At 70.1% G+C, this 20,438-nt stretch carries 18 protein-coding genes; 9 read left to right on the top strand and 9 right to left on the bottom strand.

Translation table 11 applies throughout. The features are described from left to right. Positions 1–5: 5 nt before the first annotated feature. Positions 6–506, bottom strand: coding sequence for an NUDIX hydrolase (locus EPO51_RS01030; protein WP_293345049.1), 501 nt, complete (start codon positions 504–506; stop codon positions 6–8). 89 nt (positions 507–595) lie between these two features. Between EPO51_RS01030 and EPO51_RS01025 the strand changes: the two genes are divergently transcribed. From EPO51_RS01025 to EPO51_RS01010, 4 genes are all read left to right on the top strand, one after another. After that, positions 596–856, top strand: a complete 261-nt coding sequence (locus EPO51_RS01025) for a hypothetical protein (RefSeq protein ID WP_293345047.1) — start codon at positions 596–598, stop codon at positions 854–856. A 61-nt stretch (positions 857–917) separates the two neighbouring features. Beyond that, positions 918–2,513 (top strand): EAL domain-containing protein, encoded by a 1,596-nt coding sequence (locus EPO51_RS01020; RefSeq protein ID WP_293345045.1) that lies wholly within the window; start codon positions 918–920, stop codon positions 2,511–2,513. Positions 2,514–2,697: 184 nt separating this feature from the next. After that, complete coding sequence (locus EPO51_RS01015) at positions 2,698–4,713, top strand: elongation factor G (RefSeq protein ID WP_293345043.1); 2,016 nt, start codon at positions 2,698–2,700, stop codon at positions 4,711–4,713. Positions 4,714–4,736: 23 nt separating this feature from the next. Beyond that, on the top strand, positions 4,737–5,132 hold the full coding sequence (locus tag EPO51_RS01010) for a VOC family protein (protein ID WP_293345041.1): 396 nt from the start codon (positions 4,737–4,739) through the stop codon (positions 5,130–5,132). Here the strand turns inward: EPO51_RS01010 and EPO51_RS01005 are convergent. Both EPO51_RS01005 and EPO51_RS01000 read right to left on the bottom strand, forming a co-directional pair. After that, positions 5,101–5,736: a glutathione S-transferase family protein gene (locus tag EPO51_RS01005; protein ID WP_293345039.1), complete on the bottom strand. Its 636-nt coding sequence runs from the start codon at positions 5,734–5,736 to the stop codon at positions 5,101–5,103. The genes EPO51_RS01010 and EPO51_RS01005 overlap by 32 nt on opposite strands. 69 nt (positions 5,737–5,805) lie before the next feature. Then, positions 5,806–6,417, bottom strand: a complete 612-nt coding sequence (locus EPO51_RS01000) for a DUF2306 domain-containing protein (protein WP_293345037.1) — start codon at positions 6,415–6,417, stop codon at positions 5,806–5,808. 158 nt (positions 6,418–6,575) lie between these two features. On the opposite strand from EPO51_RS01000, the gene EPO51_RS00995 reads away from it, so the two are divergent. Beyond that, the gene (locus tag EPO51_RS00995) at positions 6,576–7,334 is read left to right on the top strand and encodes a LytTR family DNA-binding domain-containing protein (protein WP_293345035.1); all 759 of its coding nucleotides are present in this window, start codon (positions 6,576–6,578) and stop codon (positions 7,332–7,334) included. Here EPO51_RS00995 and EPO51_RS00990 read toward each other — a convergent pair. Beyond that, entirely contained in the window at positions 7,331–9,031 is a 1,701-nt protein-coding gene (locus EPO51_RS00990; protein ID WP_293345033.1) for a tetratricopeptide repeat protein, read from the bottom strand. The genes EPO51_RS00995 and EPO51_RS00990 overlap by 4 nt on opposite strands. 191 nt (positions 9,032–9,222) lie before the next feature. Between EPO51_RS00990 and EPO51_RS00985 the strand changes: the two genes are divergently transcribed. Beyond that, a complete protein-coding gene (locus EPO51_RS00985; RefSeq protein WP_293345031.1) occupies positions 9,223–9,810 on the top strand; it encodes a hypothetical protein in 588 nt (195 codons plus the stop codon). A gap of 4 nt (positions 9,811–9,814) precedes the next feature. On the opposite strand, the gene EPO51_RS00980 is transcribed toward EPO51_RS00985, so the two are convergent. Genes EPO51_RS00980 through EPO51_RS00970 form a run of 3 tightly spaced genes read right to left on the bottom strand, consistent with a single transcriptional unit; the run spans position 9,815 to position 15,233 of the window. Continuing rightward, entirely contained in the window at positions 9,815–11,641 is a 1,827-nt protein-coding gene (locus EPO51_RS00980) for a DUF885 domain-containing protein (RefSeq protein ID WP_293345029.1), read from the bottom strand. 8 nt (positions 11,642–11,649) lie between these two features. Continuing rightward, on the bottom strand, positions 11,650–13,452 hold the full coding sequence (locus tag EPO51_RS00975; protein WP_293345027.1) for a DUF885 domain-containing protein: 1,803 nt from the start codon (positions 13,450–13,452) through the stop codon (positions 11,650–11,652). Beyond that, positions 13,452–15,233 carry a DUF885 domain-containing protein gene (locus tag EPO51_RS00970; protein ID WP_293345505.1) on the bottom strand — a complete coding sequence of 594 codons (1,782 nt, stop codon included), beginning with the start codon at positions 15,231–15,233 and terminating at the stop codon, positions 13,452–13,454. Before EPO51_RS00970 ends, EPO51_RS00975 begins: the two co-directional genes overlap by 1 nt. 211 nt (positions 15,234–15,444) lie before the next feature. Between EPO51_RS00970 and EPO51_RS00965 the strand changes: the two genes are divergently transcribed. Next, on the top strand, positions 15,445–16,746 hold the full coding sequence (locus EPO51_RS00965) for a M20/M25/M40 family metallo-hydrolase (RefSeq protein ID WP_293345025.1): 1,302 nt from the start codon (positions 15,445–15,447) through the stop codon (positions 16,744–16,746). A gap of 3 nt (positions 16,747–16,749) precedes the next feature. Further along, the gene (locus tag EPO51_RS00960; RefSeq protein WP_293345023.1) at positions 16,750–17,949 is read left to right on the top strand and encodes a TIGR03862 family flavoprotein; all 1,200 of its coding nucleotides are present in this window, start codon (positions 16,750–16,752) and stop codon (positions 17,947–17,949) included. On the opposite strand, the gene EPO51_RS00955 is transcribed toward EPO51_RS00960, so the two are convergent. Further along, entirely contained in the window at positions 17,933–18,799 is an 867-nt protein-coding gene (locus EPO51_RS00955) for a TauD/TfdA dioxygenase family protein (RefSeq protein ID WP_293345021.1), read from the bottom strand. The genes EPO51_RS00960 and EPO51_RS00955 overlap by 17 nt on opposite strands. A 53-nt stretch (positions 18,800–18,852) precedes the next feature. Here EPO51_RS00955 and EPO51_RS00950 point away from each other — a divergent pair, with 53 nt between their 5' ends. Further along, positions 18,853–19,722: a phytanoyl-CoA dioxygenase family protein gene (locus tag EPO51_RS00950; protein WP_293345019.1), complete on the top strand. Its 870-nt coding sequence runs from the start codon at positions 18,853–18,855 to the stop codon at positions 19,720–19,722. Here the strand turns inward: EPO51_RS00950 and EPO51_RS00945 are convergent. Then, positions 19,699–20,436, bottom strand: a complete 738-nt coding sequence (locus EPO51_RS00945) for a dienelactone hydrolase family protein (RefSeq protein WP_293345018.1) — start codon at positions 20,434–20,436, stop codon at positions 19,699–19,701. The two genes, EPO51_RS00950 and EPO51_RS00945, sit on opposite strands and share 24 nt — an antisense overlap. Between the last annotated feature and the right edge of the window lie 2 nt (positions 20,437–20,438).

The following is a 20,438-nucleotide window of genomic DNA, read 5'->3' as shown; positions in this document are numbered from 1 at the left end:
ACCGTTCACTTCCACGGAATGCGCTCGGGGTCCTTCGGCAGCCGGCCCGCCAGCAGCGGCGGCAGCCGGCCGACCAGCCCCGGCGGAAATACCCGATCGGCCGTGGTCATCAGCTCTGGCAGACTCCACCACCGGATATCGTCGATCAGGTCCAGCTCCAGCGCCGTCCACGCCTCGCGCACCGGGTTGCCGCCGGCGCAGCGCGCCACGAAATAGCATTCCTTGAACAGCGTCGGCTCGGGCATCAGCATGACGCCCTCGCGCAGCCAGACCACGGGCCCCAGGATGAAGTCCTGGATGCCGGTCTCTTCCCGGATCTCCCGCGCCGCCGCCTGGGCATAGGTCTCGCCCGGCTCCACGCCGCCGCCGACCGTGAACCACACGCCCGGCCGCTGCCGGGCCGCGGGAAGGCGGCCCTTCATCAGTAGAATGCGGTTATCGGGATCGAACAGCAGGACCCGCGCGGTGGGGCGCTCAGGTTGTGCGCGACTCAACTTTTCCGTCATGCTCGGCCAGCCACTATCGAACGCTTAATCACTACCTCCCCATCCTGAACGTGGCGGCTCCCCCGGCCGCGAAGCCTTGGAACCATCGCATGTCGGACGATGTCTCCACCAGCAAGCGGGATCTCATTGCCCGCGTTGCAACGCTCGAGCTCCTCGTGGCGGACCTGATCCACGCCCTTTGGCGGGTCGATCCCCAGGGCATGGATCGTCTCGCCGACGAAGCCAGCCACGACCTCGAAATTCAGCACAATCGCATCTCCTTGCCCGTCGGCGAGCACCAGCGCGAGCGCCTATACACCGTGTTGGAGACCCGCCGCAGGATGCTGAGGCGCAAGAAGGCCGACGCCTAGCGGCGAACACGCGATCTTAAGGCCGGCACGCGTAACTCCATGACAGGGGAACGATCCAGCCTTGTCGACACCGCACCGCTTCCTGGGATTCGGCTTCGCCGCCGCCGACCTTCTTCTGGAGATCCGGACGGACGGGCGCGTGAGTTTCGCCCTGGGGGCCGGCGAGGCGGTGCTGGGCGTGGTCGACCGCGCGCTCGCACAGCGCTCCTGGCAGAGCCTGATCGATCCCGACGATCATCCGATGGTCGAGGCCCTGTTCGGTGGTCTCGACGGCGGGACGCGTGCGGGGCCGGTGGTGCTGCGGGTCGCCGGCAAGGCGGATGCCTACGCCACCCTGACCGCCATCCGCCTGCCGCAGAATGACGGCGCGATCTCGTGCGCGCTGTCTCGCGCCAGCGGCCGCGGCCCGGCCGGCCTGCAGAGCCGGGAGGGTTTCGAAACCCGCGCCACCGAACTGCTCGCCGGCGCGTCGCAGGAACTGGAACTTGCCTTCGTGGAACTGTCGGGCCTTTCGGCCTCGGCGGCTGCCGCCCGGGACCCCACCCGCATCGAAGCGCTCCTGGCCGGCGTCCTGCGCGCCCAGGCCTATCGCGGCGAGGCGGCGACCGAGGTCGGCCCAGACCGCTACGCCCTGGTCCGCGGCCGCGACGAGCCGACCGAGGTGGTCACCCGGCGGATCGCCCGCGTCCTGACCGACGCCGGCGTGGACAACATCGCCGCCACCGCCGCCTCCATTCCGATGACCGGCGTCGAGGGCCGCAAGCCGACCGTCCAGGCGCTGCGCTACGCCCTCAACCTGGTGCTCAAGGATGGGCTGTCGGGCGCCCTGCCCTGCGACCTCGCCCAGGCGCTGGACGAGGCGATGCGCACGACGCTCGACAACGCCGGCGCCCTGGGCGCGGCGATCAAGCACCGCCGTTTCACCCTCGCCTACCAGCCCGTCGTGTCGCTCCACAGCGGCGGCCTGCACCATCACGAGGTGCTGGTGCGCTTCGGTTCCGAAGGCAGCCCCTTTCCGACCATCCGCATGGCCGAGGAGATGGACCTGATCGAGCCGCTGGACATGGCCATCCTGGAAGAGACCCTCCGATCCCTCCAGGCCGATCCCTCCCTGGTGCTGGCGGTCAACGTCTCCGGGCGCAGCCTGATGCGCGAAAGCTACGTGAACGGCGCCCTCGCCCTGCTGAAGGCTCGGCCGTGGGCCCAGGGCCGGCTGATGTTCGAATTGACCGAGAGCGCCGCCGTAGAGGACCTTGCCGTGGCCGACCGCCACCTGCAGGCGTTGCGCGCAGCGGGCTGCGAGGTTTGCCTGGACGACTTCGGGGCCGGCGCCGCCTCGCTGGCCTACCTCCAGCAGCTCACCCTGGACCTGGTGAAGATCGACGGCCGCTATATCCGCGACCTCGCCCACGGCGGACGCGAGGCCACCTTCGTGAAGCACCTGGTGAACATGTGCGCCGAACTGAACGTCCGCACCCTGGCCGAGATGGTCGAGACGCCCGGGGCCGAGGACGCTGTCCGCCGCGCCGGGGTCCACTATGCCCAGGGCTGGCTCTACGGCCGGGCGCACGAGACGCCCGCCAACGACGCCGCGGTCGGCGCGCGGGGCCGGGCCCGCGCCGGCGCCTTGGCGATCCGCTCGGCGCTGGACCGCTAAGCTGCTCTCACTCACGACTTCTTGAGGCGCATCCCGCAAAACTCCGGGCGTAGGGTTTTCCGGTAAGGGCGGCGTCGGCTGGCTCTGTACCGGTCCGCGACCGCTCACAATCCGTGCGCAAGGGCGCCACGACCTCCCGCAAGGCGGGCGCCCTCGGCGCCATCGGTGATGGGAGAACGCGACCATGGCAATCCGAGACATGGGGTCGGTTCGGGCGCTCGCGCTCGTCGGCCCCACGAGCGCCGGCAAGACCACCCTGATGGAGGCCCTGCTGGAAGCCGCCACCGGCCAGGCGGTGCGTCCGGGCGAGGTGGGCGACAGCAGCCCCGAGGCCAAGGCTCGCGGCCATTCGGTGGAGCTCAACCTGGCCGGCTTCGACTTCATGGGCGACCGCTACGCCGTCGTCGATTGCCCGGGATCCCTGGAATTCTGCGCCGAGATCGATCCGGCGCTCGCCGCCGTCGACCTGGCCATCGTGGTGGCCGAGCCCGATCCCGCCAAGGCCGTCCTGCTGCAGCCGACGCTGCGCGAACTGGAACGGCTGGGCGTGCCCCATGCCCTCTTCATCAACAAGATGGACATCGCCCGCGGCACGCTGGGCGAACTGTTGGAGGCCCTGGCCCCGGTCTCCACGGCGCCGCTGGTGGCCCGGCAGATCCCGATGTGGGACGGCGACAAGGTCTCGGGCTTCATCGACCTGGCCCTCGAGCGATGCTTCGTCTACCAGCCCGGCAAGCCCAGCGAGCGGGTCGATATGCCCGCGGACCTGCAGCAGGAGGAGGCGGACGCCCGCTTCCACATGCTGGAACAGCTCGCCGACTTCGACGACGAACTGCTGGAACAGCTCCTGTCCGACGCGGTCCCGAGCCGCGACGCGGTGTTCGCCGACCTGGTGCGCGAGCTGAACGATGGGCTGATCGTGCCGGTCTTCTTCGGCTCGGCCCAGAACGGTTTCGGCATCCGCCGGCTGCTCAAGGCGCTGCGCCACGAGACCCCGCCGACCGAGCGGGCCGCTGAGCGGCTGGGCGTCACCAACGGCGCCTATGTGATGAAGACCGCCTATGCCGGCCAGTCCGGCAAGCTGGCCTACGCCCGCGTGTTCGGGACGAAATTGACGGACGGCGCGGACTTCGTGATGCCCGACGGGCAGAAGAGCCGCGCCGGCGGGCTCAGCCAGGTCCAAGGCTCGGCGCTCCGCAAGATCACCGAGGCGGCGGTCGGAGAAGTCTGCGCCATCGGCAAGGTGGAACAGGCGGGCGCGGGCCAGATGCTGTCGACCACCGGCCAGCCGCAGACGGTGCGGGCGGCGGCGCGGTCGCGCCGACCCCTGTTCTCCGTGGCCCTGATGGCCAAGAACCGCAACGACGACGTCAGGCTCTCCGGCGCCCTGGGCAAACTGGTCGAGGAGGATCCCGGCCTGTCGCTGACCCACGACGCCGAGCAGCGGCAGGTGCTGCTGGCCGGCCAGGGCGAGGGGCACGTGCGCCTGGCGCTGGAACGCCTGAAACGCCGGTACGGCGTGGAGATCGACACCATCCAGCCCAAGACCCCGTACCGCGAGACCATCGCCAAGGCGGCCACCCAGCGCGCCCGGCACAAGAAGCAGTCGGGCGGCCACGGCCAGTTCGCCGATATCACCATTGAGGTCCGGCCCCTGCCTCGCGGCTCCGGCTTCGTCTTCCAGTCCAAGGTGGTCGGCGGCGCGGTGCCCAGGCAGTGGATTCCCGCGGTGGAGACCGGCGTCCGCGACGGACTCGCTAAGGGCCCGCTGGGCTTTCCGGTCACCGACCTGGAGGTGACGCTCACCGACGGCATGACCCACGCCGTCGACAGCTCCGAAATGGCGTTCCGCACCGTCGGGCGCCTGGCGATCGAGGAAGCCCTGAAGGTGGCCGGCTCCACCCTCCTGGAGCCGATCGAGAAGCTCACGGTCTATTCCCCATCCAACAGCGCCAGCCACGTCACCTCGGCCCTGACCGCCCGCCGCGGCCAGATCCTGGGCCTGGGCCCCCGCGAGGACTGGCGCGGCTGGGAGCGGATCGAGGCCTACCTGCCGCAGAGCGAGCGCCAGGACCTGATCGCCGAGCTGCGCGGCCTGACCCAGGGCCTGGGCGCCTTTGAGGCCGACTTCGACCACATGAGCGAGCTCCACGGCCGCCTGGCCGAGGAGGCGGCCCAGGGCGCGCGGGCCAATGCGTAGGTGAATCGGGCTAGGCCTGCGCCATGCAGCGCCTGGCCCTCACCGCCCTCCTCGTCCGCGACTACGACGAGGCGATCGCCTTCTATGTCGGCAAGGCCGGGTTCGAGCTGGTCGAGGATACCGACATGGGCGCGGGCAAGCGCTGGGTCGTGGTGCGGCCGCGGGGATCGCAGGGCGGGCTGCTGCTGGCGCGGGCCGTGGGGGACCAGGTCCGCGCGGTGGGCGACCAGGCCGGCGGGCGCGTGTTCCTGTTCCTGGAAACCGACGACTTCGCGGCCGACCACGCGCGGATGAGCGCCGCCGGCGTGAAGTTCCTCGAAGAACCCCGCCACGAGCCCTATGGCAGCGTGGCGGTGTTCGAGGACCTCTACGGCACGAAGTTCGACCTCATTCAGCGGGCTGCTGCTGGGCCGCGATGATCCCGTCGTCGATTTCGACGGCTCGCTTGGACGCCGGCCGGCCGTCGTGCAGCGCCACGTAGCGTTCGAAGTTGGGGCGCTTCTCGATCGTGCCAAACTGCATGCCCCAGCCCAGGTGCGAGGCGACATAGAGGTCGGCGGCGGTGAAGCTGTCGCCCGCCAGGTGGTCCCGGCCGTCCAGCGCGCCTTCCAGGGCGTCCAGCACATGGTCCATCGATCCGCAGCCCAGCATCCTCTCCCGCTCGGCTGGAACCTCGGCGCCCAGGGCCTTCAGGCCCACCGCCTGCTCGATGGGCCCGGCGGCGAAGAACAGCCAGCGATAGTAGGGTCCGCGCAGCTTGCTGCCATGCGCGGGCGCCAGGCCCGCCTGAGGGAAGGCGTCGGCCAGGTAGGCGCAGATCGCGCCGCACTCGGTCACGACGGTGTCGCCATGCTTGATCGCCGGCACCTTGCCCATGGGATTCACGGACAGATAGGCGGGGCTCTTCATCGCGTTCTCGAAATCGAGGATCTGGGTGTCGTAGGGCTGGCCCACTTCCTCCAGCATCCAGCGGATGATCCGGCCGCGCGACATGGGATGGGTGTAGAAGGTCAGGTCGGTCATGGGGGCTTCCTCCGGTTCACCGCCATTAGACGCCCGGCCTGCTGACAGCGGAATGTCAGCAGTGTGGCGTCAGGCCGGCTGAAGGCCGCGCATCGTCCGGCGCCGCAGGTAGATTTCCGCCAGCAGCAGGTTCGGGATCCACGAGATCCAGGCGTTGAGCCGATAGATCTCGGCGAACTCCAGGCCCGCCATCGCCCCGATGGGCAGGTAGAGGCGCAGGGTCACGGCGGCGAAGGTCAGGGCGAACGAGCGGATCATCCACCGGCGGTGCGCGTCGATGCGCCGGGCGCGGGCCGCCAGCCAGCCCTGGCCGGTAACATAGACCCAGATCACGGCCAGGATGCCGAAGCCCCATCCGGCCACCGGACCGGCCGTCGTCCCGAAGGCCATGGCGAACCCCGCGACGCCGCCCACGAAGCAGCCCGCGACATATGTCAGCCCCAGACCGCGATGCAGCGCGGGGCGCCGACGCACGGCCGGCAGGGCCTGGAAGCCGCCGACCAGGAGCGCCGTCGACGCGGCGCCGGCGTGCAGCATGAGCCAGGGCCGCGCGAAGAGGTTCGCCATGACCTCGGGCGACAGCGGGCCGATCTGCGGCACGTAGCGGTAGGACAAGATCGCCACGCCGACGCTGAGAACGATAGCGAGGCCCCACAGACCCATGGAAAGTCTGGCGTTCATCGGCGGCAGGCTCCTGCGTTGACCGCCGTCGGAATGGCCGGTCCGGACGCCGCCCGCCAAGGGGCCGTTGCGCGGACGGCGCCTAGCCTGCGCGAATGGATGCATGGAAATCGTCAGTCGTGGCAGTCTCGCGCGAACGAATCCCAGCGCGAGCGCCGATGCCCGAGTTTTCCGTCCGGCCCTGGATGCGCCGCCTCGCGGCCGACTTCGCCCTGTGGATCGCGATCGGCGTGGTGATGGCGTTCCTGGGCCCGTTCGAAACGGCCCGCCAGCCGCTCAGCCTGCGGTTCGCCTACTGGCTCCTCTGCATGGTCGGCGGCGGTCTGATCGGCGTGGCGATCGACGAGCCGCTGCGCCGCCGGGTCAGCCACTTCTGGAGCCGTCTCGTCGCCGCCAGCGTCCTGATGACGCCGCCCGTGACGATCCTGGTCGGGCTGGTGAACCACTTCATGTTCGGCGATCGCCTGGGCTGGGCGAACCTGGCGGAGCCGGCGTTCCAGGTCTTCGTGGTCTGCATCGCCACCATGTGCCTGCGCCAGTTGGCCTGGGCGCAGGCGGTGCGGCCCCCGCTCCTCGCGGAGCCCGAGGCGCCCCGCGATCCCACCCACACCTTCCGCCAGCGGCTCTCGGCCAAGCGGCGCGGCGCGGAACTGATCGCCGTGGAGGCCGAGGACCACTATCTGCGGGTCCACACGGACGCCGGCCAGGAACTGATCACCGCGCGGTTCGGCGATGCGCTGAAGGAACTGGACGCCGCGCCGGGCTTTCGCACCCACCGGTCCTGGTGGGTGGCCACCGGCGCCATCGACGAGGTGAAGTGGCTGCGCGGTCGAGGCGAGGCGAAACTGAAGTGCGGCCTGGTCGTCCCCATCAGCCGCAGCAACGCCGCCCCGCTGAAGGCCGCGGGCTGGTTCTAGAGCCGCGAGGTCTGGATCTGGGTGTCCGCCCGCCGCCAGGATTCCCCGAATTCGCCGCCCACCTGCTGCGCCTCCGCGGTCTTGCCCTGGGCCTTCAGCGCCGCCGCCAGGCCCATCAGCGCCCAGCCGTCGCGGCGATAGTGGTGCAGGCTCTCGCGATAGACCGCCTCCGCCTCGGCGGGCTTTCCCGCCTCCAGCAGCGCCGCACCCAGCAGGTGCGCCACGGGACGATGCCAGTAGGCCGGCTCCGTGTAGGGGAGCGCCCGCTCCAGTGTCTGGGCCTTCTGGAACTGCGCGACCGCGCCGGGCAGATCGCCGGACTTGCGCGCGATCTCGCCGTCCACGCTGGCCAGGGCGACCGCGATCATCCCGGCCGCCGGAACGCCGAAGGCGTCGTAGCGATCGAACTTCGCCTTCTGCAGCGCGGCCAGCTTCGCCCGGTCCGCCGCCGCGGCCTTCAGGTCGCCCGTGTTGGCGTGGGCGAAGGCCTGGGCGTAGAGCCACATGGCGTTGTCCAGGGTCAGCATCTTGTCCGGCGCCGGCTCGGCCAGCACCTCCCGGTACTTGCCGAACCGAAGCAGGGTCATCACCGGGGTGAAGTTGTAGAGCTCGGCGACGGAAAGCTGCTTCGAAAGGTTCGGCGCATCCACGGCCTTCACCAGCCGCCGCGAGGCGTCGAGGGCGGCCTGGTAGCGGCCCTCCATCTCGGCCGACGTCCACAGGAAGTGGATGTTGTGGCCGTAGTAGCCGGCGGGATAGAAGCCCTGCGCCTTGCAGGCGGTGATGTAGTCCTCGTCCACCAGGGCGGCGGCCTCGTTGGCGGCCGCCGCGTCGGCATAGCGTCCCACCCGATAGTAGATGTGGCTGGGCATGTGGACCACGTGACCCGCGCCCGGCATCAGCTTCAGCAGCCGGTCGGCGGCGGGCTCGGCCCGTTCGGGCGTGGTCGAGGCCTCGACCGCGTGGATGTAGAGGTGCAGCGCGCCGGGATGGTCGGGCGCCTTGGCCATCACCTTCTCCAGCGTCGCGACGATCTCGGCGCCGTGGCCCTTGGGCGTCTTGCCGTCGGCTTCCCAATAGTCCCACGGCTGGGTGTCCATCATGGCTTCGGCCCAGAAGGTCTGGGCGTCCAGGTCGTCGGGATATTTCGCGGCCAGATCGCCCATGGCGGCGGCGAAGGCGGCGTTGAGCGCCGCGCGGTCGGCGCCCTTCTTCTCGGCATAGCGCTTCGAGAGCGCCGCGATCCACGCCTGTTCGCGCTCGCTGGCCTTGGGCGCGAGGGCCTCGGCGTTCTTCAGCGCCATCCAGGCCGCCGGGACCGCGTCGTCGGGCATCGGCAGGTTGATGTTGGAGCCCAGCGCCAAGGCCACGCCCCACCAGCACATGGCGCAGTTCGGATCCAGGCGCGCGGCCTCGCGGAACGAGCGGATCGCCTCGGCGTGGTTGAAGCCGAACACCAGGTTCACGCCCTGGTCGAAGAAGGCCTGCGCCTCGGGCGTCGCCGTGACCGCCATCCTGTGCGCGCCCAGCCCCTTGAACACCGGCGCCCCCGGCTTGTCGGCCTGTCCGCCATAAATCGACGGCATGGGCGGCAGGCCCATGCTCATGCCGGTCATCTTCGACATGTCGTGCTGCTGGGCGTTGGCGACCCCCGCCCAGAGGACCGCCGCAGCGGTCAAGGCCGTACGCAACGTCATGCGGATCCCTCCCCAGGGTCTAGCTTGTGGAAGTTGGCGCCGAATGTCGCAAAGCGCGAGTCCGTCGTGACGGCGCTGCCTCTTCAAGCCGCCGCCGGGCCGCATCGAAAGCGCCTTGCGGCATGGTGTCGAGCCCGCCGGGTCACGCGCAGTTGAGGTGCGGGATGCCCGCAGCCATCTAGAGTTGATCCATGCTGCGTCACATCTGCGTCGCCGCCGCCTTTTGCGCGACGGTCTCGGGCCCGGCTGGCGCTCAAGGATCAGGTCCCGCGGCGTCCCGGGATAGTCCGCCGTTCGGGGCGCTGATCGACAGTGTCGAAGCCGGCGAGATCGTGCTGCGCGACGTATGCCTGCCGGGCATCCTGAATCGCCGGCCGATCGAGGAACTGGCCCTGTACGAACGGCTCGTGGCCATGCCCTCCCGCGCGGCCGGCGCCGGCGCCGACGACAAGGTCTGGCGGCTCGGTTCGCTCAGCCCCGTCTACGCCGTGGCCTGGGCGGACGGATCCTGCTCGACCTATGTGGATCGCGGGCCGTCGGAGAAGCTGCGGGCCATGGCCGCCGCCACGATCCTGGCCAGGCCGGAAGGCTTCGCCATGACCCAGACGGGACTGGTGGACGCCGGCCGGGTCGAGCGCACGGTTTATTGCGCCTGGAATGGCGAAGAACGGCTGGTGGCGACGATCACCACGCCCGCCAACGCGAAGGCGCGCACCCGCGCCCTGTCCTCCACCGTCTACCGCGCCCGCGGCCCAAGCTCACTATGCCCCGCCCGATGATCCGCTAGGCCTGGCTCGCCGCCCACTCCTGGACGTGGCGTTCCAGCACCGTCAGCGGCATGGCGCCCGAGAGCAGGACCGCGTCGTGGTAGGCCTTCAGGTCGAACTTCGGCCCAAGCTTGGTCTTGGCGTCCTCGCGGACCTTGGCCCAGACGGTGTGGCCGACCTTGTAGCTGTTGGCCTGGCCGGGCGAGGAGAAGTAACGCTCCACTTCGCGCTGGGCGCGGCTCTCGGTGTTGCCGATGGTGTCGACCATGTACTGCGTCGCCTTGGCCCGACCCCAGCGCTTGTAGTGGATACCGGTGTCGGTCACGAGGCGCGCGGCGCGGAACAGCAGCGACTGCAGGTAGCCCGCCTGGCCCAGGGGATCTCCCTCGTAAGCGCCCATCTCGTCGGCGAGCTGCTCGGCATAGAGCGCCCAGCCTTCCGAGAAGGCCGAGAAGCCGAAGCCGGCGCGGCGCAGCATCGGGATGCGGCTGCTCTCCTGCGCCAGGGCGATCTGCAGGTGGTGGCCGGGGATCGTCTCGTGGACCGCCAGGGTCTTGAGGTTGTAGCGCGGCCAGTCGCTGGTCTCTTTGAGGTTGATGTAGAAGGCCGCCGGCCGCGAGCCGTCCAGGGCCGCCGACTGGTAGTAGCCGTTGGCCGCCCCGTCCTGGATGAACACCGGCACCCGGCGCACCTCCACCTTGGCCTTGGGCAGGGTGTTGAACACCCGCGGCAGCAGGCCGTAGAGGTCGGCCACGTCCTTGTTGAGGTCGGCCAGCATCTGATCGCGGCCGGCGTCGGTGGCCGGGTAGACCTGCTTGGGGTCCTCGTTCAGCTTCATCAACCGCTGCCCGATCGTGCCCTGGGTCATGCCCTGGGCCTTCAGGATCGCGTCCAGCCGGGCCGAGATCTCGGCCACCTGGGTCAGGCCCAGTTGGTGGACCTCCTCCGGCGAATAGTTCGTGGTGGTCGAGGCCTTCACCGCGTCGGCGTAGTAGGCGTCGCCGCCGGGCAGCGCCCAGGCGCCGGTGTCCGGCTTGGCCTTGGCGCGCACCGCCTGCATGGCGGCGATCTGCCGGTCCAGCGCCGGATAGACCTCGGTTTCGACGATCTTCTGCGCCCGGGCCGCCCAGTCGCCCTCCAGCTTCGCGGCGGCCGTCTTCTTGGCCAACGAGGTGGTCAGGATCACCTTGTCGGCCGGTTGGTCGCGCAATGCCCTCATCTGGCCCAGCGACAGGTCGCAGACGAAGTCCGGCGGGATCACCCCCATGGCCACGTCCGCCTTCTGGCGGGCCACGTCGTTGTCCATGGCCTTGGCGAAGGCCGACAGGCGCGAGAGGTAGGCCTGGGCGTCGTCGGCGTTGGCGACCCGATGCTGGCTGTCCAGGAAGTCGGGCACGTTGGCATAGGCCCCGCCCCGCTGGCTGATCACATAGGGGCTGAAGTTCCCGCCCACGTCGCCGAACCGGTACTTGTCGCCGTTCCGAACGGCCTGGTCGTTGGCGTAGAGCACCACGTCCAAGTCGACCTTCGGGCCTGCCGAGAGCTTCGAGCGATCGATCGCCTTCAGCGCCTTCACCCAGGTCCGCGCCCGCTCCAGGCGCTTCTGCTTGCCGGCGGCGGAGTTGTCGTCGAGCTGGCTCTTCAGCGCCGCCCGCGCCCCCTTGTCGAGGCCCAGCGAGGTGGCGAACCGGGGGCTGTCGTCCACGGTCTGCTCGAACATGCTGTCGAGTTGGGCGCGGAGCTTGGCGTCCTCCGACCCGGCCTGGGCGAAGGCGGGCGCGGCGGTGGCCAGGGCGGCCCCCGCGGTGGTGACGAGGAAGCTGCGGCGGTCGATCTGGTTCATCGGGTCTCTCAAGCCTTGTTCGCGGCGATCCAGCGGTCGACCACGCCCTCGACCACGGTCAGGGGCATGGCGCCGCCGAGCAGCACGGCGTCGTGGTACTTGCGGATGTCGAAGCGGGGCCCGAGCGCCTTCTGCGCCTTGGCGCGCAGGCGCAGCCAGGTGAGCTTGCCCACCATGTAGGCGCAGGCCTGGCCCGGGCGGATGCAGTAGCGCTCGATCTCGGTGGTGGCCGACGACGCCGGGCTGCCGTCGATCGAGGTCATGGTCTCGATGGCCTTCTCACGGCTCCAGCGCATGGAATGCAGGCCGGTGTCGACCACCAGGCGCGCGGCGCGGAACAGCGAGGCCTGGATCTGGCCCAGCTCGCCCAGCGGGTCATCCTTGTACTCGCCCATCTCCAGCGCGACCTGCTCGGCGTAGAGCGCCCAGCCCTCGGCGAAGGCCGGGAAGCCCGCCATCTTGCGCAGCATCGGCAGGTCGGCCTCCTGCTGCAGCGAGCGCTGCAGGTGATGGCCCGGGATCGCCTCGTGATAGGTCAGGGTCTTCAGCGTCCACGAGGGGTTCTCGGCGCTGTCCCGCAGGTTGATCCAGTAGATGCCCGGCCGCGAGCCATCCAGGGCGGGGCGGTTGTAGTAGCCGCCCGGCGCGCCGGCCTCGATGAACTTCGGCACCCGGCGGATCTCGACGTTGGCCTTGGGCACGGTTCCGAACATGGTCGGCAGCCGCGGCCGGATCTCGGCGACCATGCCGTTCAAGTCGGCGATCAGCTTCTCCTTGGCCTCGTCGGTATTGGCGTAGTGGTACTTGGCGTCCTTGAAGAGCGCGGCGATCCGCTCGCCCACCGTGCCCTGGGTCATGCCCTGTTTGGCCAGGATCGCCTCGGCCCGCGCGCCCAGCTCCTTGGCCGTATCGAGGCCCATCTGGTGGACCTCCTTCGGCGTGAGCGTCGTGGTGGTGAAGTTGCGCAGCGCGTCGCGGTAGTAGGCCTCGCCGTCGGGCAGCTTCCAGACCCCGGCGTCGGAGTTGGCCTTGGGCTGCAGCGATTGCAGCAGCGCGATCTGGCGATCCAGCGCGGGATAGACGTCCGAGGCGACGATGTTCTCGGCCTGCCCGGCCCAGTCGCCCGCGACGCCCTTGGCCTTGGCGCGATCCGTGAGCTGGGTGGTCAGCGGCGAGGCGGCCGGCGCCGAGCTGCGCAGCCCGTGCATCTGGTGCAGCGCGCGCTCAAGGATGAAGGTCGGCGGGACCACGCCCAGCCCCACGTCGTGGCGGACGCGCGCCACCTCCTCGTCCATCACCGTCCCGAAGGCCGAGAGCCGGGCGAGGTAGGCGTCGCAGTCCGCCTTGGTCTCGATGGCGTGCTGCGAGCCCAGGAAGTCGGGGATGTCCTGATAGGCGCCCGTGAGTTGCGACAGGACATAGGGTTCCCCCGCCCCCTCGGAGCCATAGGCATAGCGCTTGCCCGCCGCCGCATCACCCTCCAGCGTGAACAGCACGGCGTCATAGTTGGGCTGGTCCGCCGGGCTCAGCTTGGAGCGATCGATCGTCTTCAGCTCGGCCAGGTGGCGTACTGTGCGCGCCTTGGACTCCGCCATGTTCTGCAGCGAGGCGCTGTCCAGTTTCGACTTGGCGGCGGCCCGCGGCCCCTTGTCCAGGCCCAGCCGCGTCACCGCTTCCGGCGAATCCGCCAGGTTGTCCTCGAAGAACCGGTCGAAGATGGCGCGGAGCTTGGCGTCTTCCGGCGTCGCGGCCTGCGCGGCGGGTGCGAGGGCGGCCGCCGCAGCGGTCCCCAGGAACGTGCGGCGGTCCATCACCCCTTGGCTCCGGCGATGTACTGGTCGACGACGTTCTCCAGCGCCGTGAGCGGCATGGAGCCGGAGAGCAGTATGGCGTCGTGGAACTTGCGCGGGTCGTACTTGGCCCCCAGCGCCGTCTTCGCTTTCTCGCGCAGGCGCAAGATCGTCACCTTGCCCACCATGTAGCTGCACGCCTGGCCCGGCCAGACCGAATAGCGTTCGATCTCCTGGGCGGCCAGCGGCTCGGGATCGCCCTCGATGGCGCGCATCTCGGCGATCGCCTTCTCGCGGCTCCACTTCAGGTTATGGAGGCCGCTGTCGGTCACCAGGCGGGCCGAGCGCAGCAGGGCGTCGTGGATGTAGCCCAGCTCGTTCAGCGGCTCGCCCTTGTAGACGCCCATCTCCTGGACGACCTGCTCGGAGTAGAGCGCCCAGCCCTCGGCATAGGCCCCGAAGCCCATGACCCGGCGGATCATCGGCAGGTCGGCCTCGCGCTGTAGGGTGATCTGCATGTGATGGCCCGGGTTGCCCTCATGGTAGGTCGTGGTGGGCAGGAACCAGTACGGGCTCTCCGCCGTGTCTCGCAGGTTCAGCCAGTAGACCCCGGGGCGAGAGCCATCGAGGCTGGCCGCCTCGTAGTGCGTCGAGGCCCCGCCCTCGGTGGCCGGCGGGATGCGGCGGATCTCCAGCGGCGCCTTGGGCAGCGTGCCGAACTGTTCCGGCAGGCGGTTCTGCATGTCCTGAACCACCTTGTTCAGGTCGGCGATGACCTCCGCCTTGCCGGCGTCCGTGTTGGGATAGACGCCCTTCTTGCTCTCGTAGAGGGCGATATAGCGCTCGCCCACCGAGCCCTTGGTGAAGCCAAGCTGCTTGAACAGCACGTCGGCGCGCGCCGACAGCTCGGCCGTCACGTCGCGGCCCAGCTTGTGGACCTCGGCCGGTGTAATCCTGCTGGTCGTCTGGGCGTGCAGGACGTGGGCGTAATAGGCCTCGCCGTCGGGGAGCCGCCAGCAGCCGGCGTCGTGGACGGCCTTGGGCTTCAGGCTCTCCATCAGCGCCATTTGGCGGTCCAGGGCGGGGACCACCTTGCCGTCGTAGAGCGCGGTCGCCTGGGCGGTCCAGTCGCCGGCGATGCCCTTGGCCTTGGCGCGATTGGCGAGCGAGGTGACCAGCGTCGACTTGTCGGCCGGCTGACGCAGCACCTTCATGCCACTGATCGCCCCGGCCAGCGCGAAGTCCGGCGGGACCACCCCCAGACCGACGTCGTGGCGCACGCGCTCGACCTCGGCGTCCATCATCGTGGCGAAGGCTTCCAGGCGGGCGAGGTAGGCCTGGGCGTCTTCGCGCGTCTCGATGGTGTGCTGGCTGTCGAGGAAGTCCGGGACCTCCTGCCAGGCGCCGCAGATCTGGGCCAGGACATAGGGGCTGCCGCCGGAGGGACAGGCGAACCGCTTGTTCCCGTCCTCGGTGGTCTGCAGCTCGAACAGCAGGGTGTCGTAGTTGACCGCCGCCATGCCGGTGAGTTGGCGCCGGTCGATCGCCTTCAGGCGGCGCAACTGGTCGGAGTTGCGCGCCTTGCGCTTCTCCACGCCCGCCAGCGAACCGTCGTGCAGCTGGGACTTGGCCGCGGCGCGCTCGCCCTTGTCGAGACCCAGCGACGTCACCAGTTCGGGACTGTCGTCGAGGGTCTCCTTGAAGACCTGGTCCAGGAAGGCGGTGAGCTGCGCGTCGGCGCCGGTGGGCTGGGCGGTGGACCGCGTCGCCGCCAAGGTGGCCAGCGCCCCAGCGGCGATCATCAACTGCCGACGGCTCTGCACGAACACGCCTCCCCAGTTACCGATTATGTGACGCGAAGGCTTAGAGGCGGCGGTACGGACCCGGCAAGCCCGCCGGGGACAGATTGGCGCATTAATTCCCGGTAATGCGAAACAACCTGCCCTTCCGCCCTAGCGAAGGCCGGTCGGATCGGTTGATATGCCCCCGCTCGCAAGCAAGGATTCCATCACGATGTTACGCGTTTCGCGGCATGGGCTGGCCGCTGTCCTCTCGCTCACCCTGGCCACCGGCTCGACCGCGGCCAGCCAGCCCGCGCAGGCCGACAGGACCATCGGCGCCATCCGCGGCAGCGCCGGCTTCAAGGCCGCCATGGCCGCCCTGGACCGCGACCACGACCGCATCGTCGAGGACACCGTCACCCTGACCGAGATCCCCGCCCCGCCCTTCAAGGAGCAGAAGCGCGCCGAGGCGTACATGGCCATGCTGAAGGCCCACGGCCTGACCGACGTGGAGATGGACGCCGAGGGCAACGTCATGGGCCTGCGCCGCGGGACCGGCCCGGCCGGCGCCCCGCTGGTGGTGATCGCCGCCCACCTGGACACCGTCTTCCCGGAGGGGACCGCCGTGAAGGTCCGCCGGGAGGGGACCAAGCTGCACGCCCCCGGCGTCGGCGACGACACCCATTCCCTGGCCGTCCTTCTGGGCTACATCCGCGCGCTCGACGCCGGCAAGGTGAAGACGAAGAAGGACATCCTGTTCGTCGGCAACGTGGGCGAAGAGGGCCCCGGCGACCTGCGCGGGGTCCGCTACATCTTCACCAAGGGCAAGTACAAGGACCGCGTCGCGGCCTTCTTCTCGATGGATGGGACCTCGGCCGAGCGGGTGACCTTCGGCGCCGTCGGCTCCAAGCGCTACCGCGTCACCTTCAAGGGCCCGGGCGGCCACAGCTACGGCGCCTATGGCCTGGTGAACCCGATGGCCGCCATGGGGACCACGGTGGTCGAGATGAACAAGATCGTCACGCCCAGCCAGCCCAAGACCACCTACGCCACGAGCGTTGTCGGGGGCGGCACATCGGTGAACTCGATCCCCGACGCCATCTGGCTCGAGGTCGACATGCGCTCCGAGAGCAAGGAGGAGCTGGCCAAGGTCGATGCGAAGTTCCTGCAGATCGTCGACAACGCTGTGAAGGCCGAGAACAGCGTCCGCTCGACCCATGCCGGCCAGATCAGCGCCGAGGTGAAACAGATCGGCGAGCGGCCCACCGGCGCCACCAAGGAAGACGCCGAGATCGTCCAGATCACCGCCGCCGCCGTGCGCGCCGCTGGCTACCCCAACGCGGTGCTGGGCGCGAGCTCGACGGACTCCAACATCCCCATCAGCCTGGGCATCCCCGCGGTGACCATCGGCTCGGGCGGCACGGGCGGCCGGGCGCACGCCGTGGACGAATGGATCGACGTGGCCAAGCCTGAGAGCGTGAAGGGCATGGGCGTCGGCCTGTCGGCGCTGCTGGCGATGGCCGGGCACGACTAGGCCGTGGCCGCCGTCGCGGTGATCGGCGGCGGGCCCGCGGGCCTGTTCGCGGCCGAGACCCTGGCGGCGGCCGGCCACGCGGTCACGGTCCACGACCGCATGCCGTCGGTGGGCCGCAAGTTCCTGATGGCGGGCCGCGGCGGCCTGAACCTGACCCACTCCGAGCCCTTCGAGGCCTTCGCCGCCCGCTACGGCGCCGCGGCGGAGCCTCTGCGGCCGATGCTGGAAGCCTTCCCCCCGGCCGCCCTCGTCGCCTGGGCCGAGGGCCTGGGCCAGCCGACCTTCGTCGGCTCCTCCGGGCGCGTTTTCCCCAAGGCCCTCAAGGCCTCGCCCCTGCTGCGCGCCTGGCTGGCGCGGCTGGCCGGGCTGGGCGTGACGATCCGGCCCCGCAGCGAATGGCGCGGCTGGACCGACGACGGCGCGCTGCGTTTCCACACCCCGGACGGCGAAACCACCGAGCGGCCGGAGGCCACCGTCCTCGCGCTGGGCGGGGCGAGCTGGCCGAGGCTGGGCTCCGACGGCGCCTGGGCCGCGTGGCTGGAGGGGGCGGTCCCCTTCCGGCCGGCGAACATGGGCTTCGACGTCGCCTGGAGTCCGGTGATGCAGGGCTTCGCCGGCCGGCCGCTGAAAGGGATCGCGCTTTCCTTCGGCGACCGGACGGTGCGGGGCGAGGCCATGGTCGCCCGCTACGGCCTGGAGGGCGGCGCGCTCTATGCCCTGTCGGCCCCGCTGCGGGACGCCATCGCGGCCGCGGGCTCGGCGACCATCGCCTTCGACCTGCGCCCCGACATGAGCGCCGGCGCGCTCACGGCGCGGCTGAGCCACCCCAAGGCCGGGCAGTCCCTGTCGAACCACCTGAGGAAGGCGCTGAAGCTCTCGCCCGTCGAGATCAACCTGCTGCGCGAGGCCCACGGCAGGCGCCTGCCTGTCCAGCCCGCCGCCCTGGCCGCCGCGATCAAGGCCGCGCCGATCCGCCTCACCGGCGTCCAGCCCCTGGCCCGCGCCATCTCCTCGGCGGGCGGCGTGGCCCTCGAGGCCGTGGACGACGACCTCATGCTCCGCACCCGCCCCGGCGTGTTCGTCGCCGGCGAGATGCTGGACTGGGAAGCCCCCACCGGCGGCTACCTGCTGCAGGCGAGCTTCGCCACCGGCCGCGCGGCCGCGCAGGGCGTACTGAAACGCCTGGCTATTCCGCCGCGATAGAGGCCTTGCCCGTCGTCGGCCACGGATCCACCGTCACCCGGCGCATGTGGCGGCGCTGACCCGGATAGTCGTTGAGCGCGAAATGCCAGACCGACCGGTTGTCCCAGAAGGCCACCGAACCCTTCCGCCAGGCAAAGCGGCAGGTGAAGGCCTCATAGCGGCAGTGCTCGAAAAGATAGTCCAGCAAGGCCTTGGATTCGCGCGTCTTCCAGCCTTCGATCCGCAGCGTGAAGGCCGGGTTGACGTACAGGGCTTTGCGGCCGGTCTCCGGGTGGACCAGCACCATCGGGTGGACGTACTCGCCCACATAGCCGTCGGCCTCGGCCACCTTCATGGCGCCGCGCTTCTGGGCCGAGTGGCCCTGGGCGGAGTATTCGCGGCTGGCGGAGTGGACCGCGTTCAGGCCCTCCAGCGTCTTCTGCAGGCCGGGCGACAGGGCCTCGAAGGCGGCGGCCTGGCTGGCGAACAGGGTGTCGCCGCCCCACTCCGGCAGCTCGACCGCATAGAGGATCGAGCCGATGGCGGGGGTCTCCAGGAAGCTCATGTCCGAGTGCCAGCCGCCGCCGAAATTGATCTTGTCGGACGGCTCCTTGATGATCTCCATCACCTCGGGCTGCCCCGCCATGCCGGCGACGTAGGGATGGATGTTCAGGGGCCCGAACCGCGCGCCGAACGCCGTCTGCTGGGCCGGCGTCAGCGCCTGGTCGCGGAAGAAGATAACCTGGTGCTCGACCAGCGCCTGGCGGATCGCCGCGACGGTCTCGTCCGGCAGGGCGGCCGACAGGTCCACGCCGGAGAGCTCCGCCCCAAGCGCGCCGGCCACGCGGCGGATGTTCAGGATCTGGCTCATCGGGCGTCCTCCGGGCGGCGTGCTATCCTGCCAGAATAGGGAGGCCAAGCGAGATGGACAAACCCACCGCACAGTTCGACGCCGACGCCCACGCCGCGGAGATCCGCGAGCAGGGCTTCACGGTGATCCGGGACTTCATGGATGCGGCGACCCTGCAGGCGGTTCGCGACGGCCTCGCGCCCTACATGGGCGCGCACCATGGCCGCAACGCCTTCGAGGGCTTCAACACCGAGCGTGTCTACACCCTGGTCGCCCGGGCCAAGGTGTTCGAGGACCTCACGGAGGAGCCCCGGGTCCTGGCCCTGCTCGATCGCTTCCTGCAGCCCGGCTACCTGCTGACCGCCAGCCAGTCGATCCGCATCAATCCCGGCGAGGCGGCGCAGGATCTGCACACCGACGACGGCTTCTATCGCCAGCCCCGTCCGCGGCCCGCGATCAGCTACACGGTCATCGCCGCCATCGACCCGTTCACGGCCGAGAATGGCGCCACCGAGGTGATCCCCGGAAGCCACCTCTGGGGCGACCACGGCGCCGGGGGCCGCCCGAATTCACCGGAAGAGATGGCCGCGATGCTGGTCCCGATGGAGATTCCGGCCGGCGCCTGCTTCGTCATGGCCGGAACGGTCGTCCACCGCGGCGGCGCCAACCGCAGCGACAAGCCCCGCCTGGCCTTCACCAACCAGTACTGCGAACCCTGGGGCCGCACCCAGGAGAACTTCTTCCTCGGCATCCCGCCCGAGCGCGCGCGGGCCATGTCGCCCCGCCTGCAGGGCCTGCTGGGCTACGACATCTGGCCGCCCTTCATGGGCATGGTCAGCTCGCTGCATCCGAAGAAGGCCCTGCAGCCCGGCTGGGTCCCGCCGGTGGTGGCGCAGTCTCCGGGGCCCACGCGCAGTCGCCTACCCCAGGTTCCGCCTGAATAGGGCGAACAGGCGCTCCCAATGCCGTTCGGCGGCGGGCTTGTCGTAGACGGGCCGCTGCGGGAAGGCGAAGCCGTGGTGGACGCCCGGATAGAGTTCGACCTCGGCGTTGGAGGCCGACTCCTTCAGCGACGCATCCAGCGCCTCGACCATCTCCAGCGGCGCATAGGTATCGTGCTCGGCGCAGGCGAAGTAGAGCTCGGCCGGGCTCCTGTGCGCCGCGAGGTGCGGGCTATCCGGCCGGTCGGTGACCAGCTGCACGCCGTAGATCGAGGCGGCGCAGGCGATCCGCTCGGGATGGCGGGCGGCGGCGTTGATGGCGTACTGGCCGCTCATGCAATAGCCGATTGCGCCCGCCGGGCCGGGGCTGGCGGCGGGGTCGCGGCCGGCGAACTCCAGCAGGCAATCGGTGTCGTCCATCACCATGGCGATGTTGATCGAGCCCATGAGCTCGAACATCCGCGCCCGCGCCTCGGCCTCGGGCAGCGGCGGGAGGTCCTTCAGTTCCAGCACCCCTTTCCGATAGTAGAGGTTGGGCAGCATCACATAGTAGCCCGCCGTGGCGATCCGCCGGGCCATGTCGCGCAGTTCCTCGCGGATGGCCGGGGCGTCCATGAAGAACAGGATCACCGGGTGCGGCCCCTCGCGCTCGGGGTGGACGATGAAGGTGGTGATCTTGCCGTCCTTGGTGGCGATCTCGACGGTTTGCTCGATCATCG

Source organism: Phenylobacterium sp., assembly GCF_004297125.1.
Taxonomy (GTDB): domain Bacteria; phylum Pseudomonadota; class Alphaproteobacteria; order Caulobacterales; family Caulobacteraceae; genus Phenylobacterium.
The sequence above is the reverse complement of the archived record's forward strand: the minus strand, read 5'-3'. Positions and strand labels throughout refer to the sequence as shown.

Coding starts and splice junctions, on each gene's coding strand:
- EPO51_RS00965 (WP_293345025.1), top strand. CDS start 15,445: ATGTTACGCGTTTCGCGGCATGGGCTGGCCGCTGTCCTCTCGCTCACC.
- EPO51_RS01000 (WP_293345037.1), bottom strand. CDS start 6,417: ATGAACGCCAGACTTTCCATGGGTCTGTGGGGCCTCGCTATCGTTCTC.
- EPO51_RS00970 (WP_293345505.1), bottom strand. CDS start 15,233: ATGATCGCCGCTGGGGCGCTGGCCACCTTGGCGGCGACGCGGTCCACC.
- EPO51_RS01005 (WP_293345039.1), bottom strand. CDS start 5,736: ATGACCGACCTGACCTTCTACACCCATCCCATGTCGCGCGGCCGGATC.
- EPO51_RS00990 (WP_293345033.1), bottom strand. CDS start 9,031: ATGACGTTGCGTACGGCCTTGACCGCTGCGGCGGTCCTCTGGGCGGGG.
- EPO51_RS01010 (WP_293345041.1), top strand. CDS start 4,737: ATGCAGCGCCTGGCCCTCACCGCCCTCCTCGTCCGCGACTACGACGAG.
- EPO51_RS01030 (WP_293345049.1), bottom strand. CDS start 506: ATGACGGAAAAGTTGAGTCGCGCACAACCTGAGCGCCCCACCGCGCGG.
- EPO51_RS00950 (WP_293345019.1), top strand. CDS start 18,853: ATGGACAAACCCACCGCACAGTTCGACGCCGACGCCCACGCCGCGGAG.
- EPO51_RS01025 (WP_293345047.1), top strand. CDS start 596: ATGTCGGACGATGTCTCCACCAGCAAGCGGGATCTCATTGCCCGCGTT.
- EPO51_RS00985 (WP_293345031.1), top strand. CDS start 9,223: ATGCTGCGTCACATCTGCGTCGCCGCCGCCTTTTGCGCGACGGTCTCG.
- EPO51_RS00980 (WP_293345029.1), bottom strand. CDS start 11,641: ATGAACCAGATCGACCGCCGCAGCTTCCTCGTCACCACCGCGGGGGCC.
- EPO51_RS00945 (WP_293345018.1), bottom strand. CDS start 20,436: ATGATCGAGCAAACCGTCGAGATCGCCACCAAGGACGGCAAGATCACC.
- EPO51_RS01015 (WP_293345043.1), top strand. CDS start 2,698: ATGGCAATCCGAGACATGGGGTCGGTTCGGGCGCTCGCGCTCGTCGGC.
- EPO51_RS00995 (WP_293345035.1), top strand. CDS start 6,576: ATGCCCGAGTTTTCCGTCCGGCCCTGGATGCGCCGCCTCGCGGCCGAC.
- EPO51_RS00975 (WP_293345027.1), bottom strand. CDS start 13,452: ATGGACCGCCGCACGTTCCTGGGGACCGCTGCGGCGGCCGCCCTCGCA.
- EPO51_RS00955 (WP_293345021.1), bottom strand. CDS start 18,799: ATGAGCCAGATCCTGAACATCCGCCGCGTGGCCGGCGCGCTTGGGGCG.